Origin of the sequence: Reyranella sp. (genome assembly GCF_050185545.1) — a bacterium.
Classification (GTDB): Bacteria; Pseudomonadota; Alphaproteobacteria; order Reyranellales; family Reyranellaceae; genus Reyranella.
This window is the reverse complement of sequence record NZ_JBFWZI010000043.1, coordinates 1-19506: the sequence shown is the minus strand read 5'-3', so window position 1 is coordinate 19506 and position 19506 is coordinate 1. Positions and strand designations below refer to the sequence as shown.

Below are 19506 nucleotides of genomic sequence, written 5' to 3'. Positions count from 1 at the left end.
GGGGCGATGAACGATCTGGTTCTGAAGAACGGAAGGGTGGTCGACCCTTCGCAGGCGCTCGACAAGTTGACCGACATCGCCTTTGCCAATGGAAAGGTCTCGGCGATCGGCGACGGGCTGTCGGGCACCAGTGAACGGGACGTTCGGGGCAAGATCGTCGCCCCTGGACTGATCGACCTGCATACCCATGTCTATTGGGGTGGCACGTCGCTCGGCGTCGAGGCCGAGCTGTTGGCGCGCACCGGCGGGGTCACCACCTTCGTCGACGCCGGCAGCGCCGGGCCGGGCAACTTCCATGGCTTCCGCAAGCACGTGATCGAACCTTCCGCCGTGCGCATCCTGCCCTACCTCAACGTTTCCTTCCCCGGGATCTTCGCCTTCTCCAAGGCTGTGATGGTGGGCGAGAATTGCGACATGCGCCTGATCGACGCCCGCGAGGCGGTTCGCGTGGCCCATGAGCACAAGGACCTCGTCCTCGGTATCAAGGTGCGCGTTGGCCGCACGGCGAGCGGCGATTCCGGCGTTGCGCCACTCGACATCGCCCTCGACGTCGCCGAGGAGGTGGGACTGCCGGTGATGGCCCATCTCGACATGCCGCCGCCGTCGCGCCGCGAGGTCATGGACCGGCTGCGGCCGGGCGACATCCTCACCCATTGCTTCCGCCCCTTCCCCAATGCGCCGGTGCGGGCTGACGGCAAGGTGCGCGACGAGGTCCTCGCCGCCCGCTCTCGCGGCGTGATCTTCGACATCGGCCATGGCGGCGGCTCATTTGGCTTCGGCACCACGCGCGGAATGCTGGCTGCCGGCTTCCTGCCCGACGTCATCTCCTCCGACGTGCACGTGATCTCGATCGAGGGGCCGGCCTTCGACTTGCTGACCACGATGTCGAAGTTCCTTTGCCTTGGCGTCGACCTGTCGACGGTGATCAAGCTCGCCACAGTCAACGCCGCCCTCGCGATCAAGCGACCCGGTCTCGGAACGTTGAAGGTTGGCAGCGTCGGCGAGGCGACCGTGATCGACCTGGTGAGTGGCACGTTCGACTATGCCGACTCGATTGGCGAACACATGTCGGGCGACAAGCGCCTGTTGTCGGCCGGCGTCGTGCTCGCCGGCCGATGGTGGCATCCGGCATGACCGGGAAAGGCGACAAGCCCGGTTCGCCCAAGCCCAGGGCGCCAGAGGCCGATTCACCCCGGTCCAGCTCGCCCGTGTGCTACATCGACGAGGCGGACGACACCTACATGGGCTTCGCGTCGAAGGAGGAGATTGCCGCGTTCCTCGTCGATCTCGCCGAAGCCGAACGCTCCGGCCGGCCGACGGACGAGATGCTACGTCGCATGCTGCCGCGCATACGCGACGATCATCTTCACAGGGAGCTCACCGCCAGACTCAAGTCGCGTCCAGATACGTGACCGCAAAGAGGTTCGCCGGATCGGTCCAGGTGCGGGCAATGACGAAGCCGGCGCTGTCGGCAAGTGCTTCGATTCCGGCGCTGTCGAACTTGTAGGACCATTCCGTGTGGATCCGCTCGCCCGCCGAAAAGCTGAAGCGTCGGCCGGCCACCGTCGCGACCTGCGGGCTGAGGCTGCGCAGGTAGATCTCGATGCGCCCTTCGACGGCATTGTAGAAAGCGTCGTGGGCGAAGCCCGCCAAATCGAAATCGGCACCCAGCTCGCGGTTCATGCGACGCAGCAGATTGAGCGAGAACTGCGCCGTGACTCCGGCGGAGTCGTTGTAGGCGTCGTGCAGGCGGCGCGGATCCTTCTTCAGGTCGACGCCGAGAACCAGGGCGCCCCTCTCGCCAAGTAACGTGCGAGCGCGGCGCAGGAACGCCGTCGATTCACCGGGCGTCAGGTTGCCGATGGTCGAACCCGGAAAGAAGCCGAGCCGCCGCGCGCCGTTCACCTCCCCGGGCAGCTCGCTCAGGCCCATGTAGTCGGCGCAGACCGGACGAACCTCGAGATCGGGATAATCCCGTCGCAGTGCCGTCGCTGTGGCGTCGAGATGGCGGCGCGAGACGTCGATCGGCACGTACGCCGAGAGATCGACCATGGCATCAAGCAGCAGCCGCGACTTGACGCTGGAACCGCTGCCGTACTCGATCAGTGCGCAGCCCGGCCCGGCGATCGCGGCGATCTCGGGTGCGCAGGCCTCAAGGATCCCCGTCTCCGTGCGCGTCAGGTAGTACTCGGGCAACTCGCAGATCTGGTCGAACAGCTCCGAGCCCCGCTCGTCGTACAGGAACCTGGCGGGAATGGCGCGCGGATGGCGCGACAGTCCCGACAGAACCGCGTCCTCGAATTCACCCCGGTCGACGGCCTCGAGCCCCTCGATCGCCAATGCCGAAACGTTCATCGCAAATCCTCTGCCAGGCGAAGGCCACCGAACATCCAGCGCGCTTCGGACGGAAAGAAATTCCGGTAAGTCGGTCTAATGTGATCCGCCGGCGTGAAGGCACAGCCGCCGCGCAGCACCATCTGGTTGGCCATGAACTTGCCATTGTACTCGCCGATGGCGCCGGCCGGCTCGCGGTACCCCGGGTAGGCGATATATGGACTGGCGGTCCATTCCCAAACCTGTCCAACGCCGCCCAGCGATTCCGCGGCAACTTCCCACTCCTGCTCGCGCGGAAGGCGCTTACCTGCCCACTTGGCGTAGGCCGCCGCCTCGAAAGCGCTGACATGGCAGACCGGTTCGGCCGGATCGACCGGCTTCATGCCGGCAAGCGTGAAGACCTGCCAACCCTTTCCGCCCTTCTGCCAGTAAAGCGGCGCCTGCCAGCCGCGCTGGCCGACACACTCCCAGCCGGCCGACAACCAGAGATCGGCGCGTCGATAGCCACCATCGTCGATGAATGCGAGATAGTCGCCGCAGGTCACGGGTCTCGTCGCCACCGCAAACGGATCGAGCCACACGCGATGTCGTGGTCCCTCGTTGTCGAAGGCGAAGCGGGGACCTGCGTGGCCGACCTCATGCAGACCGCCGGCGAACTGGCGCCACTCCAGCGGACCCTCCTGAGACGAGAGCGTCGGCGCCGCAGCGCTGTAGCTCGGGCGCAGTGGATTGAGCGACAGCAGGTGCTTGGCATCCATCAGCACCAATTCCTGGTGCTGCTGCTCGTGGTGGAGGCCGAGTTCGACCAGCGGCTCGATGCGATCGTCGCCGCTGTGCAGAAGCTTGATCATCTCCTCGGAGACATAGCGACGATAGGCCAGGATCTCCTCGACGCCGGGACGCGTGATCATGCCGCGCTGCGGGCGCGGATGCCGCGGGCCGACCGCCTCGTAGTAGGAGTTGAACAGGTACTCGTAGGCCGGATCGAACGGCTGATAGCGCGGTGCATACGGCTTCAGCACGAAGGTTTCGAAAAACCACGTGGTGTGCGCGAGATGCCACTTGGTCGGGCTGGCATCAGGCATCGATTGGACCGTCTGGTCCTCGGGAGACAGGGGATCCGCGAGACGTTCGGTATAGTCGCGTACGGTCATGAACCGTTCGGGACCAGGAGAATCGACTACCCGTCTGCTCAGCGTCTGCTGGTCCGACACGTCACCTCCGCACCGCGTGCAACGCATAGCGCAATACCCGGTTGCAATGGCCGGGCCGCGCCCTCACTGTTTCCATCGTCCGCTTGCAGCATCTAGGAATTCAAGTGCCTATTTGCGAGATCGACCCCTGGCGCATGCAATATTTTGCGAGCGCTGCCTGTCCGGCCGACGTCTTCATACCGACTGAGGACTGTGACGGTTGGCTGTGGAATCCGGAACATCGCTGGGTCTACGACAAGCTTACCGTGGCTACCAGCCAAAAAATGGCAGCAGCCCCGCACGGCGTTCCTCCTTCCAACTACCCCGTATTCTCGAAGCCAATCTACAACCTAAAGGGCATGGGCGTCGGCAGCCGCGTGCTCACCTCGCCTGCCGACTACACGGAGGCCTACCGGCCCGGCCATATGTGGTCGACCCTGCTCGAAGGTGATCACGTCAGCAGCGACGTCGCGGTCGTCGATGGCGATCCGCGGTGGTGGCGTCACGCTCGCGGTATTGCCAGTGGCGAGGGCACGTTCGACTACTGGGAGGTCCACGCCGAAGCGGTCCCCGCCATCGAGGACTGGTGCGGACGCTGGTGTCGCGAGCATCTGCGCGGCTACACCGGCATGCTGAACCTAGAGACGATTGGTGGTCGCATCATCGAAGCGCATTTGCGCTTCGCCGACCAATGGCCCGATCTCTACGGCGCCGGATGGGTCGAGGCATTGGTTGGCCTGTATGCGCGAAAGCTGTGGCAGTTCGACGATTCGGCGAGGCGCACTGGCTACAGCGTCGTGCTGTTCGTGCCGCATCGCGCACAATATCGCCATCCGCCTGCCGAGCTGCAGCAGGCGGTGCGCCGGCTGCCCGATGTCTCCAGTCTGCAGATCACCTTCCACGAAGACCTGCCGCCGGGTCGCCACGCGATGCCGCCGGGCGGCTTTCGCGTCGCCATCATAAACTGCTGGACGCTTGCTGCCGGCACCGCCGCCCGCGACATGCTGCGCACTCACTTTGCATGATCCGAGTGGGCGAGCGGCCCGTATGAGGTCGGGTCGACAGGAGCCACCATGAAAACTGCCGTCATCGGCTATACCGCCGCGCTGCTCACGATCGCCGTGCTGGACGCGCTGTGGCTCGGGGTCGTTGCGCGCGACTTCTACTACGCACGCCTCGGCTCCCTGCTGCTCGACCGGCCCAACTGGCTGCCCGCTGCGGCGTTCTACCTGATCCACGCCTTCGGCATCGTCGTGTTCGTCCTGCCGGCCGCCGGCTCTTGGCCGGGCGTCCTGCTGTTCGGCGCGCTGTTCGGCATCTGCGTCTATGCCGCCTACGATTTCACCAATCTCGCCACCCTGCGTGGCTGGCCGATGGCGGTCAGCCTGGTCGATCTCGCCTGGGGCGCGGCCGCGACGGCGGTCGCGGCGACTACAGCCTTCCTGACCGTCCGCGCGCTCGCGGCCTGATCAGGCTGCGTACTCCGGGTGGCGGCGCACGAAGGCGACGACGAAGCTGCATGCCGGAACGATCTTAAGGCCGCGCCGGCGCGTATCGTCCAGCGCGGCGCGTACCAGCCGGCCGCCGATCCCCTTGCCCTCGTCCTCCGGCGGCACCTCAGTGTGGGTAAAGACCGCGCTGTCGCCTTGCTGGCGATAAACCGCGATGGCGAGGCCGTGGTCGGTTTCCAGCTCGTAGCGGTGGGCGGCTTCGTTGTGTCTCACCATGCTCTCACCTCGTGCATCGCTCAACGATCGACCTCCCAGAACATCGGATAGGAGGACTGCATCAGGCCCTTGAGATCCGTGCGATAGCCCGCCGGGATGGTGAACTGCCCCCACATCAGCGAGGGCACCATCTCGTAGGCCACAACCTGGATGTCGGCTGCGATCCTGCGACGGTCATCCAGGGTGGCGGCGCGCGTAAACGCCTTCATCAGCTCAGGGACCCGGTTGTCACAGGACCAACCCGGAAAGTCGTTGCAGGTTGCAGCGACGTAGAAGTGGGTCAGCGGCGAATACATGTCGGTGCCGTTGGAGTAGACCGGGAACATCGACCAGCCATCCTTCTTGGCGCGCCGGGCAAGAACGGTCGGCCAGTCGCGCGGTTGCTGCTCGACGGTGAAACCGACGTCGCGCATGTTCTGGACCAGCACGCGTGAGGCGGTCTGGCTGATCGAGCCCGCGACCTCGAGGATGATCACCGGTTCGCCCTTGTAGCCCGATGCCTTCAGTTCGGCCTTGGCCGCGGCGAGGTCGACCTTGGCTGCGCTCGCGCCGGCATCGGTCGACAGCGGCGTGCCGCACATCCAGAACGACGGACACGTCTTGCTGCGATAGCGCTCCGGGACGCCGATCGCCGTCAGCGTCGCGTCCTGATCGACCAGCTTCCACAACACTTTGCGAACTGCGGGGTTATCGAACGGCGGTGCCGCGTGGTTGAGCCGAAAATTGCCCTGGAACTGATGGATGCCGCCCAGCCCCATCAGCTTGACCGACTTGTTCTTCTCGAGCACCGGCAGCATGTCGAACGGCAGGTACTGCATGTAGTCGATCTCGCCCGCCATCAGCGCGTTGGCGCCGGTCGACTGGTCGGGCATGACCCTCAGCGTGAGCTGGTCGATCTTGACGTTCTTGCCGCCGGACAGGAAATCGGGCGCCTCCTTGCGCGGCACGTAGGCCGGGTTGCGCTCCAGCACCATGGCGTTGCCGGGTCGCCACTGGTCCTTGAGGAAGCGGAACGGGCCCGAGCCGATCGGATCGCCGATGCGCTGATCGGCCGGCGTCGCGGCGAGCCTGGCCGGCATCATCACCGGCAGAGGTGCGTTGGGCTTGCCCAGCACCTCGAGAATCAGCGGGAAGGGCTGCTTCAACACGAGCTTGAGGGTCCTGGCATCGGCGGCCGCCAGGGACGCCGTATCGGCCATCAGCATCTTGCCCAGCGGATCGCGCACCGACCAGCGCTTCAGCGAGGCGACGCAATCCTCGGCCGTGACCGGCGCGCCGTCGTGCCACTTGAGCCCATCGCGCAGCACGAAAGTCCAGATGAGCTTGTCGGGGCTGCTGTCGTAGCTCTCGACCATCTGCGGCTTGATCTCGCCCTTCTCGTTCATGGCGAACAGCATGTCGAAGACATGCAGGCCGAACGTGCGCGTGATCGTCGCCGTGATGACGTGCGGATCGAGAATCGTAACTTCCGATTCGAGCACCACCGTCAGCGCCTTGGCGGCGCGCGCCTCGCGCGGACGAATCAACGAGGCCGTTGCCAGCGCCGCACTGCCGGCCAGCGTGGCCCGGCGTCCCACAAGTTTACGCATACGCACCCCTCTCCTGCTCTGTCGGCAGCGTAGCGGTGATCATCATCAAAGAGAACGGCCATCACTGGCAAAGAGAAATGACCGATCGTTCTGTTTCGACGTGCGCGCGTCGGCTATACAAACCCGCTTCGCAGAGGGGAAAAGGCATGAAGTTGTTCGATCTTTCCGGCCGCGTCGCGGTCGTCACCGGCGGCAATGGCGGCATCGGGCTCGGCATGGCACTGGGCATGGCCGGGGCCGGTGCGACGATCGTCGTCGCGGGTCGCGATGCGGAAAAGAACAAGGCGGCCGTGGCCGAGATCCAGAGCAAGGGGGCCAAGGCAACCGCCATCCCGGTCGACGTCCTGAAGGAAGAGTCTTGTCGCGCCCTGATGGCGGAGACGATGAAGACCTACGGCCGGCTCGACATCCTGGTCAACAATGCCGGCATGAGCATCCGCAAGCAGCCCGAGCAGTACACGCTTGCAGAATGGCACACGGTGATGGACAGCAATCTGACCAGCGCCTTCGTGTGCAGCCATGCCGCCTTTCCCGAGATGAAGAAGGGCGGCGCCGGCAAGATCATCAATATCGGCTCGATGATGTCGATCTTCGGCGCCCCGTTCGCGGCCGCCTATGCAGCGAGCAAGGGCGGCATGGTGCAAATGACAAAGTCCATGGCGACGGCGTGGGCGAAGGACAACATTCAGGTCAATGCCATCCTGCCGGGCTGGATCGACACGGCGCTAACCCGGCGGGCACGCGAGCAGATCAGCGGCCTGCACGACAACGTGCTGCGTCGCACGCCGGCCGGCCGCTGGGGGGTTCCCGACGATTTCGCCGGCATCGCCGTTTTCCTGGCGGCAGCCGCGTCTGATTTCGTCACGGGCGCTGCGATCACCGTCGACGGTGGCTACTCAGTGCTGGGCTAGAGCGCATCGCGAAAAGGAAAGGTCCCACGCGCAGCGAGGAGGACCTTTGGCTTTGCTCAGGGCGACGTCACCGCGCACGTTGCGCGATCGACGAAGAGATCGGTCTTCGGACCATAGATGATCATGCCGACACGCAGGCCGGCGCCGACCGGCGGCACCAGCGCGTGGGTCTGCTCGACCAGCTTGCCGGCGTTGGTGAAGCGACAGTTGATCACCGGCACGACGAGCTTGCCGCTGTTGTTGTCGAGGTAGAGAACGACCTGCCAGCGCTTGCCGGGCACCGCCCGCAACGTCGCGTCGCCGAGATTGACGATCGGCATCGCGGGGCCGGCCGTGACCGGAACGCTCGACAACGGCACGATCGATGGCCGCTGGGTTACCACGCCGCCGACATGGGCGGCCTGGCCCAGCGGATCGAAGGCACGATCGGCCGGCGTCGCCGGGCCGCTCTTGCCGCCGACGTTGAGAGGCGTCCAGATCTGCCCTGTCTTGGGATCCCGGAACTCGGGCACGCCCGACGTCGCGGGAACATCGACGCTGCTGCGCGCCGCCTGCGCCATCGACTGCGATGCCATCGTCAATCCGAGCACGCAGCCCAGCACCGCAACCGCTCCGCCCCGCCGACGCGACATGGTCCTCTCCCCCTCGTTCGCCGCGGCATTATCGGCCACCCTCGCCCGTGGGTCGACCCTGCAGCTCAGTCGAAGAACACTGCACCGCCGTGACCCACGATCCGCCCGCTGCGACCGCCGGATCGCAGGGCAGGCACCTGCGGAGTCCGCCGAGGTCGACTATCCCGGGCATGATCGCCCAACAAAAAGGGGCGGCCCTTTCAGGCCGCCCTGGCTGCTTACGCGCACGCAACGATCAGTTGCCGATGACACTCGAGAGCTTGCCGCCCACGGAACGCATCGAGGCGATCGCTGCCACGGCGATCAACGAAACGATCAGGGTAAACTCGACGACGGCGGCACCCTGATGGTTTCTCATCAATCGGCGAAAAAGGGACAACATGTTCGCTCCAATGTCGATCGGGTTCCGCCCACACGGACCCACACACCAATAATGTTAGCGACGGTACTTAAGGTAGAATCTCAGGTCAACTGAATTTGGGAGAAATCTTGAAGATTTAGCTATACATCATTGATTCTAATGAATTTCTTGATGTCGAAACCAAGGCTGGTGTGGTTGCCGTCGTATCCCCACTGCATGTCGCTAGACCTGACTATTGGCGACGGCCCGAAAGCCGTCGAGGACGCGCGCGACGGCCGTCCAGAAGCACAGCGCCGCCATTGCCGCGGCGAGCCAGGGAAAATCGCCGGGAAAGAGGCAGAACAGGACGAAGGCCAGTATGGTCTCGCTGCCCTCGACGATCCCGGCGGAGAAGAAGAAGGACTTGCGCCCCCGCTTGCCATCGTCGGTCTCGCCGCGTTGCTGCGCCAGAACGGCGCGCGCCAGAAAGGACGACGCCGTGCAGACGAACGACGCCAGCAACAAGGCCGCCCACGCGCCATTTTGCCGATCGGCAAGCGCAAATCCGACCGGGACAGCGGCGTAAAACGCCATGTCGCACACGATGTCGAGATAGCCCCCCAACGGCTGGGCAGTGCCGCGGTGACGTGCTACCGCGCCGTCAAGACCATCGACCAGACGATTGATCGCAATGACGAGCAGGGCGGCGCCATAGGCGCCACAGGCCAGCAGCGGCACACTCAGCAGCCCGATACCCAGTCCGCCGAGCGTCATCACGTTGGCCGATGCGCCGCACGCCGCCAGCCAGGCGCCGGCGCGATCGAGTGACGGCCCCACAAGGCGCCGCAACAATGGATCCAGCATTGCGGTCGAGCGCGCGATCAGTCGGTCCGCGACGCTCCGGAATCGACGGCCCGCAGGGTCACCACCTCGTTCGGCGCCGCGGCCTGGCGATCCTGCCGCGACTGTCGGCGATAGGAGAACCAGCTGAAGGGGATCAGCGAGGCGTAGACGAGCCCCAGCAGCGACATACCGATCCAGGGTGAGCTGGCCAGCACGCCCATCACCAGCGCTGCGCCGAGCAGCAGGGGCAGCACGAGATGGCGCGGCACCCTGCCCTTCTTGAACGAGAAGGTCGGCAGCCGGCTCACCATCAGGCCACCGACGACGACCAGCACGGTGCCCACGACCAGCGGATGGCGCGGCCAGGCGGCCTCGATCTCGAAGCTCACCATCAGCGGTATCAGCGCCAGCAGCGCGCCGGCCGGCGCCGGCACGCCGGTGAAGAAGGAGCCCGTCCAGACCGGCGGTGGCGTATCGGACAGTAACGCAGTGTTGAAGCGCGCGAGGCGCAGCGCCGAGCAAATCGGGAACATCAAGGTGATCACCCAGCCCAGCGACCCCGCACCCTGCATCGACGCAAGATAGAGGACCAAGGCGGGCGAGACGCCGAAGCAGAGAAAGTCCGACAACGAATCGAGTTCGGCGCCGAACCGGCTGGTCACCCCGAGACGGCGCGCGACGCGGCCGTCCAGGGCATCGAAGATCGCGGCGACGATGATGGCGATGACGGCGAGCCGCAATTGGCCCTGCAGAGCAAAGCGGATCGCCGTCAGCCCCGAGCACAGGGCAGCCAGCGTCAGCATGTTGGGGATCAGGCGGTTGATCGAGAAGCCTCGCAACCGTCCCCGGGAACGAAAGTCCCTGTCCATGGAAGGCTCTCCTAGAATTCGATCGCCTTTCGCGGAACGCTCGCCACCGGGTCGAGTTCCGCAATGACCGTCTCGCCGCCGATCATGCGCTGGCCCGTCGCAACCAGCAGACGCGCACCGCTCGGCAGGTAGAGGTCCGTGCGACTGCCGAAGCGGATATGGCCGAACCGCTCGCCCGCCGCCACGGCCTGGCCGGGCTTGATGTAGCAGACGATCCGGCGCGCCACCCAGCCGGCGATCTGAACGCACCCGACCAACCGGCCATCCGCGCGACGAAGCGCGATTGCCATGCGCTCGTTGTCGTCGCTCGCCTTGTCGCCCGAGGCGTTGAGAAACAGGCCGGGCCGATAGGCCACCACGTCGACCACCCCGCCACACGGCGCCCGGTTGATGTGGACGTCGAACACGCTCAGGAATATCGAGACCCGGGTCAGCGGGCGATCGCCCAGGCCCAGCTCTGCCGGCGGCACGGCGTCGACGATCATCTGCACCAGCCCGTCGGCAGGCGCGATCAGGATGCCATCATCCTGGGGCACGCAGCGCGACGGATCGCGAAAGAAGTAGATCGACCACAGGGTGAGCAGAAGCAACGGCCAGAACAGCCAGGCGACGCCGGTCAACGCCGCAATCAGTGTCGCGGCGGCGAACACCGCGATGAAGCGCCAGCCGTCCTCGAGGATCGGCACCAGAAAATTCGCCAGCATGCAGACGGCTTCCTTCGTCGCCGCGGATCAGTTCATCTTCGGCAGGGTGAATACCTGGCCGGGGTAGATCAGGTGCGGATTGCGGATTTGATCCTTGTTCGCCCCGAAGATGATGGTGTGATGATAGCCGGCACCGTAGTGGCGGTGCGCGATGTTCCACAGATTGTCGCCACGGACGACGATCAGGCGCCGCGTGTCAGATGACGTGGTCGCCGCGGCCACGCGATCGAAGGGCAATTCCAGACGTGCCACGGGCTTGCCGTCGCCGGCGAGGCGATCGACCCGAAGCTGGTGTTTTCCCGCCTCGACGAGATCGGACGGCGTCAGCCGCCACCTTCCGTCAGAACCTGCCGCTCCCTCAGCCATCAGCTTGTCGTCGACATACGCCCGCACGATCGTGCCGGGCGCAGCGTCGCCTGAGATCGTGACCTTGCCGCGTTCATCATAGTCGATGGTCGACACTCCGAGATCGCCCGATTTCGGCACTCCGGCAGCCGACGGAGGCTGGACCAGCCTGGTCGCACCGCCGGGCGGCACGATCATGACAAGCGTATCCTCCTTGGCGGCCGGCTTCGCCGCCGGCGGTGGCGGCGCCGGCACGACCGCGACAACGACCTGCTCCGACGTCACCGGTGCTCGGCCTTCGATGTGCTGCAGCACCCGCAACTCGTGCTGGCCGACGCTGAGCGGAGGATCCTGGGCGATGATCACCCATTCTCCGCGCGAATCGGCTTGAGAGCGCGCGATCTCCTTGCCGCCGTTCAGCAGCACGATCTTGGCTCCCGGAGCGCCGCGGCCGGCGATGACCGCGCGACCGTCCGCGCCAATGCGTGCCACGTCGAAGGTCGGCGGGCTGAGCGCCGCCGCCGGGGGCTGCGCCTGCGACGGCCTGGCGGCGGCGGTCTGGCCCGTCGGCGACGCCGGCCCGGCGGCAGGTATTGATGGCGAAGCCGGCGCGGCGGCCTGGGCGGGCGCCGCTGGTGACGCCGATGCCGACGATTTCGGCGCAGCAGGCGACGCAGGCACCGACGGCGGAGGGGCCGGCGGGGCTGATCGAGGCGGCGCCGCGGGAGCGGCCACGGACGGCCCTGGAGCCGTTGATGGCGATGCCGGCGACGGCGATGGCGTGGGTGTCGATGCCGACGGCGACGGCGCCGCGGCGACGGCGGGCATGGCCTCGCGATCGAGCCTGGCCTTGTCGTCGAGCTTGGCGCGCCAGCCCACACCCAGCGCCGCGGCAACGACGACCGCACCGATCGCGACCAGCGTGATTACCGTGCGTGACATCTCCCTCCCAGTGGTGCGACCCAGCACCCCATTTGGCGTCGCAACCAGTTCATGCGAAATGATACCATGCCATTACGATCCGGAAAGACGTCGGATCGACTGTAAAAAGAAGCCTCGCGTGTCGGTTCCGCCCCCTTCCTCCCTCTGTGTCTTCTGTGGCTCCCGCTTCGGGTCGGATCCCGGCGCCCGGGATATTGCCATCCGGCTGGGCGAGCGCTTGGCCCGCCTCGGCATAGCTTTGGTCTATGGCGGCGGGGGTGTCGGCCTGATGGGTCTGGTCGCCAATGCCGCCCTGAAGGGTGGCGGCAAGGTCGTCGGCATCATTCCGGACTTCCTGTTGCAGCGGGAAGCCGGCCACCCCGCCCTGACCGAGACCGTCGTGGTCAGGAACATGCACGAGCGCAAGCTGCAGATGTTCGAGCGCTCCGAGGCCTTTGTCGTGCTGCCAGGCGGCATCGGCACCCTCGAGGAGCTGTTCGAGGTATTGTCCTGGCGCACCCTCGGCCTGCACACCAAGCCGATCGTGATCCTCGATTCGGGCGGCTACTGGGAGCCGCTGGCAGACCTGCTGCGGTCGATCGTCGAGCGCGGCTTCGCAGAGGCCACTCATCTCGACCATCTCGCTTTCATCCGCGACCTCGATCAGCTCCTGCCGGCCATCGCCGCCATGCCCCAGGAGGTCGGCCTGCAGAAACCTCTGGACCGGGTCTGAGGCGAGACAGGACGCGTCGGCCGGCCGCCGGTGAGAGAGACCGATCTTCTTGACCACCGCCCAGGCCATGATTAGCGGTAGATCAACTCAGCCGAAACGATAGCGGCGCACGGAGGTGCAAGTATGTCAGATCTCGAAATCGTCTGGACGAAGGTTGATGAAGCGCCCGGGCTCGCGACGTTTTCGCTGCTACCGATCGTCGAGGCCTTCGTCGGGACGGCCGGCGTGAAGATCAAGCTGAAGGACATTTCGCTGACCGGCCGCATCATCGCCAACTTCCCCGAAAAACTGTCTCCCGCGCAACGGATCAACGACGAGCTCGCCGAGCTCGGCAAACTGACGATGCGCCCCGAGGCCAACATCATCAAGCTGCCCAACATCTCCGCGTCGATCCCGCAGCTGAAGGCCGCAATCAAGGAGTTGCAGAGCAAAGGCTACGACGTGCCGAACTATCCGGACAGCGACGCGACGCCGGCGGACAAGGAAATTCGCGCGCGCTACGGCAAGGTGCTCGGCAGTGCCGTCAATCCCGTGCTGCGCGAGGGCAATTCCGACCGCCGCGCTGCCGGCGCCGTCAAGCAGTACGCACGCAAACATCCGCACAAGATGGGCGCCTGGACCAAGGACTCGAAAACGCGCGTGGCACACATGTCGGGCAGCGACTTCTACGGTTCGGAGGTCGCAACGACCATTGCGGCGCCGACCAACGCCCGTATCGAGCTGGTCGGCAGCGACGGCGCGGCCGCGGTGCTGAAGGCGAAGGTGCCGCTCAAGGCCGGCGAGGTCATCGACGCGTCGGTGATGAACCGCAAGGCATTGCGCGCCTTCTTCGCCGCACAGATCGACGCCGCGAAGAAGGACGACGTCCTGTTCTCGCTGCACGTCAAGACGACCATGATGAAGATATCCGATCCCATCCTGTTTGGTCATTGCGTTTCCGTGTTCTTCGCCGACGTGTTCGAGAAGCATGGCGCCACGCTGAAGAAGCTCGGCGTCGATCCGGACAACGGCGTGGCCGACATGATGACCCGCATCGAGACGCTGCCGGAGGCTGAAAAGGCGGCGATCAAGGCCGATATCCAAGCGACCTATGCGAAGCGGCCCGGCCTGGCCATGGTCAACTCCGACCGGGGAATTACCAATCTCCACGTGCCGAGCGACGTGATCATCGATGCGTCGATGCCGGCGATGATCCGCGAGTCGGGCAAGATGTGGGGCGCCGACGGCAAGCTGCACGACGTGATCGCCGCGATCCCCGATCGTTGCTACGCGACGCTGTACCAAGCCGCCATCGAGGACTGCAAGGCGCACGGCGCCTTCGATCCGAAGACGATGGGATCGGTGCCGAACGTCGGGTTGATGGCGCAGCAGGCCGAGGAGTATGGCTCGCACGATAAGACGTTCGAGGTCGCCACCGCTGGAACGGTGCGCGTGGTCGCCGACGACGGCACGGTTCTGCTGTCACAGCCGGTCGAGGCCGGCGACGTCTTCCGCATGTGCCAGGTCAAGGACGAGCCGATCCAGGACTGGGTCAAGCTCGGGGTGCGCCGCGCACGCCTGACCAACACGCCGGCGGTGTTCTGGCTCGACGCCAAACGCGGGCACGACGCGCAGTTGATCGCCAAAGTCGAAAAATACCTCAAGAACGAGGACACCAAGGGTCTCGACATTCGCATCCTGGCGCCGGTCGAGGCCATGAAGTTCTCGCTCGAGCGCATCCGCAAGGGTCTCGACACCATCTCCGTCACAGGCAATGTACTGCGCGACTACCTGACCGATCTCTTCCCGATCATGGAGCTGGGTACATCAGCCAAGATGCTGTCGATCGTTCCGTTGCTGGCGGGCGGCGGGTTGTTCGAGACTGGGGCCGGCGGTTCGGCGCCCAAGCATGTCGAGCAGTTCCGTCACGAAGGGTATCTGCGCTGGGATTCGCTGGGCGAATTCCTGGCGCTTGGCGCTTCGCTGGAACATCTGGCGCAGAGAACCGGGAACGAGGACGTGAAAGTCCTTGCCGAGACGCTCGATGAGGCCAACGGCAAGATCCTCGAGAACAACCGTTCGCCGGCGCGCAAGGTCGGCGAAATCGACAATCGTGGCAGCCATTTCTACCTGGCACTGTATTGGGCACAGGCGCTGGCCAGGCGGGACAACAGCACGGCCCTGTCGACCCGCTTCAAACCGCTGGCGGAGACGCTGGCGGCCAACGAGGCAAAGATCGATGCCGAGCTGATCGCCGCGCAGGGCAAGCCGGTGGATACTGGCGGCTATTATCTGCCCGATCAGGCCAAGACATCGGCAGGGATGCGGCCGAGCGCGACGCTGAACGCGGCGCTCGCTACTCTTTGACGCCGCGTCGGGTGGAACCGCTCAGGCAACCGGGCGGCTTGCTGGAACTCGGCGTGCATCAAGAAACTCGAGGCTCGAAGGAAATCACTATGCCTAAGATCAAGGTGAAGAACCCGGTCGTCGAGATGGACGGCGACGAGATGACCCGCATCATCTGGAAGTTCATCAAGGACAAGCTGATCCTTCCCTATCTCGACATCGACCTGAAGTATTACGACCTCGGCGTCGAGCATCGCGACCAGACCAGCGATCAGGTGACCGTCGACTCGGCCAAGGCCACTCAACAGTACGGTGTCGCCGTGAAGTGCGCCACCATCACGCCGGACGAGGCCCGCGTGAAGGAGTTCAACCTCAAGGAAATGTGGCGGTCGCCCAACGGCACCATCCGCAACATCATCGGCGGCACCATCTTCCGCGAGCCGATCGTATGCAAGAACGTGCCGCGCCTGGTGCCGGGCTGGACCAAGCCGATCGTGATCGGCCGCCATGCCTTCGGCGACCAGTATCGTGCCACCGATTTCGTCGTGCCGGGCAAGGGCAAGCTCACGATCACCTTCGAGGGCGCCGACGGCAAGAAGATCGAGCACAACGTCTTCGATTTTCCGGGCGGCGGCGTTGCGATGGCAATGTACAACCTCGACGACTCGATCATCGGCTTCGCCCGCAGCACGTTCAACTACGGCCTGATGCGCGGCTGGCCGGTCTATCTCTCGACCAAGAACACCATCCTCAAACGCTACGACGGCCGCTTCAAGGATCTCTTTCAGGAGGTGTTCGACAGGGAGTTCGCCGACAAGTACAAGGCCAAGGGCATCACCTACGAGCACCGCCTGATCGATGATATGGTCGCCTCGGCGCTGAAGTGGGAAGGCGCGTTCATCTGGGCGTGCAAGAACTACGACGGCGACGTGCAGTCCGACACGGTGGCCCAGGGCTTTGGCTCGCTCGGCCTGATGACCTCGGTGCTGCTGACGCCGGACGGCAAGACCGTCGAGGCGGAGGCCGCGCACGGCACCGTGACCCGCCACTACCGCGAGCACCAGAAGGGTCGGCCGACCTCGACCAATCCGATCGCCTCGATCTTCGCCTGGACGCAGGGCCTGCACTATCGCGGCACGTTCGACGGCACGCCCGACGTGGTGAGGTTCGCCGAGGCGCTCGAGAAGGTCTGCGTCGAGACGGTCGAGAGCGGCAAGATGACCAAGGATCTGGCGATCCTGATCGATCCCAAGCATCCGTTCCTGAACACCGAGGATTTCCTCGCGACGCTCGACGCCAATCTCAAGGCCAAGATGGCGACGTGGTGATTGGCGGCGCCGACGGCTGTCGCACCGGCTGGGTCATCTGCCGGCGCGACAATCGCGGCACGCTCGATGTTCGAGTCGTGAAGACCCTCGCAGAGGCCTGCGAGGGTCTTTCCGTTTTGGCCGTCGACATGCCGATCGGCTTCGTCGACGTGCCGCGCCCACCGCGTGCCTGCGAGGCGGAGGCGCGCAAGCTGCTGCCCGGCAAGGCAAGCTCGGTCTTTCCGACGCCATGCCGGCCGGCGCTTGCCTGCACGACGCACGCGGAGGCCAATGCAACCAGCCGCAAGCTCGGCCTCGGCATCAACCAGCAGACCTTTCACCTGTTCCCCAAGATGCGCGAGGTCGACGACCTTCTGCGCACGCGACCGCGCCTCAAGCGAGTCGTCTACGAGGCCCATCCCGAGCTCGCTTTCGCACGCATGAACGGCGGCCGGCCGGTGCTCAGCAAGAAGCGCCAGCCTGACGGCTATGCCGAGCGCTGCCGCCTGCTGGCCGAGCACGGCTTTCCCTGCCCGGCCGATCGCCTGCCCGGTGCGGCGCGCGACGACATTCTCGACGCTATTGCCGTCTGCCGCACCGCCCTGCTCATCACCCAGGGCGCCGCCACCCGTCTCGGGCCCTCCCGCGTGCGCGACAGCCAGGGCCTGCCGATGAACATCTGGTATTGAGAACGTGAGCTCCGCACCCGCGCGAACGGCAGAGGAAGCCCGGCACGTCAATCGGCTGATGCTGTTCTTCGCCATCGTCTACGTCGTCGAAGGTATCGGCCAGGCGCGGGTCGGCATCATCTACCAGCCGCTCACTCACTATCTGAAGGAGCTCAGTTGGACTCCGCTCCAGGTCACGGCTTATATCGCCGTCCTCAACTTTCCCTGGGTCATCAAGCCGGTCTTCGGGCTCGTCTCCGATTTCGTGCCGTTGCTTGGCTATCGTCGAAAGAGCTATCTGATCATCGCGAGCCTTTGTGCGATTGTCGGTTATGCCGGGATCGCCCGACTGGCCCAGCCGGCCGAGTTCGCGTCGCTGCTCCTGCTCACTTCCTATGCGATGGCGACCGCGAGCACCCTGTGCGGCGCCCTGCTGGCGGAGAACGGCCAGACCTTTCGACTCAGCAGCAGTTTCGTGAGCCAGCAGTGGCTATGGTTCTACATCGCCATCATGGTGAGCTCGTTCGCCGGTGGCGAATTGGTCGAGCGCCTGTCCGGCCTCTCCGCCCTGCAGGTTGCCGCCGCCGTGGCAGCGATTGCTCCGATTGCCGTAATCTTGGCGTCCCTCTTCCTCCTGAGCGAGAGGAAGAGCAGTGCCAGTCGGGCCGAACTGAGCCTCACGCTCCGCAGCATCGTCATAGCGCTCCAATCGCCAAAACTCTACCTCGTCGCGCTGTTCCTGTTCCTCTACTCCTTTGCCCCCGGCTTCGGCACGCCGCTCTACTACTTCATGACCGACGACCTTCGCTTCTCCCAGTCGTACATCGGCGTTCTCGGGTCGATCGCCTCGGCCGGCTGGATCGCCGGCGCCCTGATGCACCGATGGCTGCTTCGCCGCATGACCTCGAAGACGCTGCTCTATTTCAGCATCGTTCTCGGGACGCTTTCCGCCGCCTCGTTCCTGCTGCTTACGAACGAGGTTACGGCGGCGATCGTGAACTTCGCGAACGGCGTTGCGCTGATGATCGCAACCATCGCCTCGCTCACCCTGGCGGCGGACCACTGTCCCAAGCGCGCCGAGGGATTTGCGTTCGCCGGCCTCATGTCGATCATGAACCTCGCCGAACTGCTCTCCGGCAATTTCGGCGCCTTTCTCTACGAGCACGTCTTCGGCAACCAGCTCGGGCCGCTGATCACCGTGTCCGCCGCGACAACCGCGCTTGCCGCCGTCCTCGTTCCCCTGCTGCGTCTCGAGGATCGGCCTGCGGACGGGTCTATTCCGGCTTGATTCCGGCGGCCTGCAGCACCGGCCCCCAAATGCCGGCCTGCACCGCCAGCCACTCGGCCAGCTCCTTGGGCGTGCCTCCCATGGCAACGAAGCCGCGCTTGCGCAGCTCCTCGCGCATCTCCGGCGTGGCGACACCGGCGTTCAGCGCCTCGTTCAGCTTGGCCACGATCGGGGCCGGTGTGCCGGGCGGTGCGATCAGCGTGTAGACGATGGTGCCGTCGACGTCACCGAAGCCCTGCTCCTGGAAGGTCTTGATGTCGGGCGCCAGCGCGGCGCGCTGCGGCGACGCCACGCCGTAGGCCCTGAGCTTGCCGCTTTGAAGGTGGGGCCACACGCTGGTCAGGCTCGACATGCCGAGCTTGATATGACCGCCCAGCAGGTCGGTGACCAGCGGCCCGGTGCCGCGAAACGGCACGTGCGTCAGCCTGATCTTGTTCAGCAGCGCATAGCGCTCGGCTGACAGGTGCATCGGCGTGCTGACGCCGGCGGTTCCGTATTGCACCTCGCCCGGCGCCGTCCGCGCCGCTTCTGTGATCGCCGCGAGGTCGCGCCAGGGGGCATCGGCGGCGCCGACGAACACCGATTCCTGCTTGGCGACGAACCCCACCGGCACGAACGCGGCCGGGTCGTAGCCGAGCTTGGCGACGAGAAAAGGGTAGAGCATCTGGTTGTTGCTGCTGAACAGCACGGTATGGCCGTCGGGCGGCTGCTTGGCCGCGAACTCGTGTGCGAGGTTGCCGCCGGCGCCGCCCTTGTTGTCGATGATCACCGGCTGGC

At 65.3% G+C, this 19506-nt stretch carries 20 protein-coding genes; 10 read left to right on the top strand and 10 right to left on the bottom strand.

Going from position 1 to position 19506, the window contains the following annotated elements:
• Window positions 1–6: 6 nt before the first annotated feature.
• Together AB7O82_RS14400 and AB7O82_RS14395 are read left to right on the top strand one after the other, a co-directional pair.
• Complete coding sequence (locus AB7O82_RS14400) at window positions 7–1134, top strand: amidohydrolase/deacetylase family metallohydrolase (RefSeq protein WP_428540520.1); 1128 nt, start codon at window positions 7–9, stop codon at window positions 1132–1134.
• On the top strand, window positions 1131–1412 hold the full coding sequence (locus AB7O82_RS14395) for a hypothetical protein (protein WP_428540517.1): 282 nt from the start codon (window positions 1131–1133) through the stop codon (window positions 1410–1412). The genes AB7O82_RS14400 and AB7O82_RS14395 overlap by 4 nt, the downstream gene beginning before the upstream one ends.
• Here AB7O82_RS14395 and egtD read toward each other — a convergent pair.
• Window positions 1390–2355 (bottom strand): L-histidine N(alpha)-methyltransferase, encoded by a 966-nt coding sequence (gene egtD, locus AB7O82_RS14390; protein WP_428540514.1) that lies wholly within the window; start codon window positions 2353–2355, stop codon window positions 1390–1392. The genes AB7O82_RS14395 and egtD overlap by 23 nt on opposite strands.
• Window positions 2352–3488 carry an ergothioneine biosynthesis protein EgtB gene (gene egtB / locus AB7O82_RS14385; RefSeq protein WP_428540511.1) on the bottom strand — a complete coding sequence of 379 codons (1137 nt, stop codon included), beginning with the start codon at window positions 3486–3488 and terminating at the stop codon, window positions 2352–2354. Before egtB ends, egtD begins: the two co-directional genes overlap by 4 nt.
• A 101-nt stretch (window positions 3489–3589) precedes the next feature.
• Between egtB and AB7O82_RS14380 the strand changes: the two genes are divergently transcribed.
• Entirely contained in the window at window positions 3590–4552 is a 963-nt protein-coding gene (locus AB7O82_RS14380; RefSeq protein WP_428540508.1) for a hypothetical protein, read from the top strand.
• Window positions 4553–4600: 48 nt separating this feature from the next.
• Window positions 4601–4996, top strand: a complete 396-nt coding sequence (locus AB7O82_RS14375) for a DUF2177 family protein (RefSeq protein ID WP_428540505.1) — start codon at window positions 4601–4603, stop codon at window positions 4994–4996.
• Here the strand turns inward: AB7O82_RS14375 and AB7O82_RS14370 are convergent, their stop codons facing one another.
• Both AB7O82_RS14370 and AB7O82_RS14365 read right to left on the bottom strand, forming a co-directional pair.
• Entirely contained in the window at window positions 4997–5254 is a 258-nt protein-coding gene (locus tag AB7O82_RS14370) for a GNAT family N-acetyltransferase (protein WP_428540502.1), read from the bottom strand.
• 20 nt (window positions 5255–5274) lie between these two features.
• Window positions 5275–6843, bottom strand: a complete 1569-nt coding sequence (locus AB7O82_RS14365) for an ABC transporter substrate-binding protein (protein ID WP_428540499.1) — start codon at window positions 6841–6843, stop codon at window positions 5275–5277.
• Between the two features lie 146 nt (window positions 6844–6989).
• Here AB7O82_RS14365 and AB7O82_RS14360 point away from each other — a divergent pair, with 146 nt between their 5' ends.
• A complete protein-coding gene (locus AB7O82_RS14360; RefSeq protein WP_428540496.1) occupies window positions 6990–7754 on the top strand; it encodes an SDR family NAD(P)-dependent oxidoreductase in 765 nt (254 codons plus the stop codon).
• A 56-nt stretch (window positions 7755–7810) separates the two neighbouring features.
• On the opposite strand, the gene AB7O82_RS14355 is transcribed toward AB7O82_RS14360, so the two are convergent.
• The 5 genes from AB7O82_RS14355 to AB7O82_RS14335 form a co-directional block, all read right to left on the bottom strand.
• Window positions 7811–8386, bottom strand: a complete 576-nt coding sequence (locus AB7O82_RS14355; RefSeq protein ID WP_428540493.1) for a hypothetical protein — start codon at window positions 8384–8386, stop codon at window positions 7811–7813.
• A 583-nt stretch (window positions 8387–8969) separates the two neighbouring features.
• Window positions 8970–9575: a CDP-alcohol phosphatidyltransferase family protein gene (locus AB7O82_RS14350; protein ID WP_428540487.1), complete on the bottom strand. Its 606-nt coding sequence runs from the start codon at window positions 9573–9575 to the stop codon at window positions 8970–8972.
• 32 nt (window positions 9576–9607) lie between these two features.
• The gene (gene pssA / locus AB7O82_RS14345; protein WP_428540484.1) at window positions 9608–10438 is read right to left on the bottom strand and encodes a CDP-diacylglycerol--serine O-phosphatidyltransferase; all 831 of its coding nucleotides are present in this window, start codon (window positions 10436–10438) and stop codon (window positions 9608–9610) included.
• Window positions 10439–10449: 11 nt separating this feature from the next.
• Window positions 10450–11142: a phosphatidylserine decarboxylase gene (locus AB7O82_RS14340; protein WP_428540481.1), complete on the bottom strand. Its 693-nt coding sequence runs from the start codon at window positions 11140–11142 to the stop codon at window positions 10450–10452.
• 27 nt (window positions 11143–11169) lie between these two features.
• Window positions 11170–12429, bottom strand: coding sequence for a LysM peptidoglycan-binding domain-containing protein (locus tag AB7O82_RS14335; RefSeq protein ID WP_428540478.1), 1260 nt, complete (start codon window positions 12427–12429; stop codon window positions 11170–11172).
• Window positions 12430–12547: 118 nt separating this feature from the next.
• Between AB7O82_RS14335 and AB7O82_RS14330 the strand changes: the two genes are divergently transcribed.
• The 5 genes from AB7O82_RS14330 (at window position 12548) to AB7O82_RS14310 (ending at window position 18729) form a co-directional block, all read left to right on the top strand.
• A complete protein-coding gene (locus AB7O82_RS14330; RefSeq protein ID WP_428540475.1) occupies window positions 12548–13141 on the top strand; it encodes a TIGR00730 family Rossman fold protein in 594 nt (197 codons plus the stop codon).
• Between the two features lie 123 nt (window positions 13142–13264).
• Window positions 13265–15487, top strand: coding sequence for an NADP-dependent isocitrate dehydrogenase (locus AB7O82_RS14325; RefSeq protein WP_428540472.1), 2223 nt, complete (start codon window positions 13265–13267; stop codon window positions 15485–15487).
• Between the two features lie 89 nt (window positions 15488–15576).
• The gene (locus tag AB7O82_RS14320) at window positions 15577–16794 is read left to right on the top strand and encodes an NADP-dependent isocitrate dehydrogenase (RefSeq protein ID WP_428540469.1); all 1218 of its coding nucleotides are present in this window, start codon (window positions 15577–15579) and stop codon (window positions 16792–16794) included.
• Window positions 16788–17462 (top strand): DUF429 domain-containing protein, encoded by a 675-nt coding sequence (locus tag AB7O82_RS14315; RefSeq protein ID WP_428540466.1) that lies wholly within the window; start codon window positions 16788–16790, stop codon window positions 17460–17462. The genes AB7O82_RS14320 and AB7O82_RS14315 overlap by 7 nt, the downstream gene beginning before the upstream one ends.
• A 4-nt stretch (window positions 17463–17466) precedes the next feature.
• Window positions 17467–18729 (top strand): MFS transporter, encoded by a 1263-nt coding sequence (locus AB7O82_RS14310; protein ID WP_428540463.1) that lies wholly within the window; start codon window positions 17467–17469, stop codon window positions 18727–18729.
• Here the strand turns inward: AB7O82_RS14310 and AB7O82_RS14305 are convergent.
• Window positions 18716–19506, bottom strand: a 791-nt coding sequence (locus tag AB7O82_RS14305) for a Bug family tripartite tricarboxylate transporter substrate binding protein (protein WP_428619643.1), incomplete at its 5' end; no start/stop codon positions are given. The two genes, AB7O82_RS14310 and AB7O82_RS14305, sit on opposite strands and share 14 nt — an antisense overlap.

What these genes read in the sequence shown, in the direction of transcription:
- AB7O82_RS14320 (WP_428540469.1), top strand. Translation starts at nt 15,577, where the DNA reads ATGCCTAAGATCAAGGTGAAGAACCCGGTCGTCGAGATGGACGGCGAC.
- AB7O82_RS14355 (WP_428540493.1), bottom strand. Translation starts at nt 8,386, where the DNA reads ATGTCGCGTCGGCGGGGCGGAGCGGTTGCGGTGCTGGGCTGCGTGCTC.
- pssA (WP_428540484.1), bottom strand. Translation starts at nt 10,438, where the DNA reads ATGGACAGGGACTTTCGTTCCCGGGGACGGTTGCGAGGCTTCTCGATC.
- egtB (WP_428540511.1), bottom strand. Translation starts at nt 3,488, where the DNA reads ATGACCGTACGCGACTATACCGAACGTCTCGCGGATCCCCTGTCTCCC.
- AB7O82_RS14340 (WP_428540481.1), bottom strand. Translation starts at nt 11,142, where the DNA reads ATGCTGGCGAATTTTCTGGTGCCGATCCTCGAGGACGGCTGGCGCTTC.
- AB7O82_RS14360 (WP_428540496.1), top strand. Translation starts at nt 6,990, where the DNA reads ATGAAGTTGTTCGATCTTTCCGGCCGCGTCGCGGTCGTCACCGGCGGC.
- AB7O82_RS14375 (WP_428540505.1), top strand. Translation starts at nt 4,601, where the DNA reads ATGAAAACTGCCGTCATCGGCTATACCGCCGCGCTGCTCACGATCGCC.
- AB7O82_RS14325 (WP_428540472.1), top strand. Translation starts at nt 13,265, where the DNA reads ATGTCAGATCTCGAAATCGTCTGGACGAAGGTTGATGAAGCGCCCGGG.
- AB7O82_RS14365 (WP_428540499.1), bottom strand. Translation starts at nt 6,843, where the DNA reads ATGCGTAAACTTGTGGGACGCCGGGCCACGCTGGCCGGCAGTGCGGCG.
- AB7O82_RS14335 (WP_428540478.1), bottom strand. Translation starts at nt 12,429, where the DNA reads ATGTCACGCACGGTAATCACGCTGGTCGCGATCGGTGCGGTCGTCGTT.
- AB7O82_RS14370 (WP_428540502.1), bottom strand. Translation starts at nt 5,254, where the DNA reads ATGGTGAGACACAACGAAGCCGCCCACCGCTACGAGCTGGAAACCGAC.
- AB7O82_RS14395 (WP_428540517.1), top strand. Translation starts at nt 1,131, where the DNA reads ATGACCGGGAAAGGCGACAAGCCCGGTTCGCCCAAGCCCAGGGCGCCA.
- AB7O82_RS14400 (WP_428540520.1), top strand. Translation starts at nt 7, where the DNA reads ATGAACGATCTGGTTCTGAAGAACGGAAGGGTGGTCGACCCTTCGCAG.
- egtD (WP_428540514.1), bottom strand. Translation starts at nt 2,355, where the DNA reads ATGAACGTTTCGGCATTGGCGATCGAGGGGCTCGAGGCCGTCGACCGG.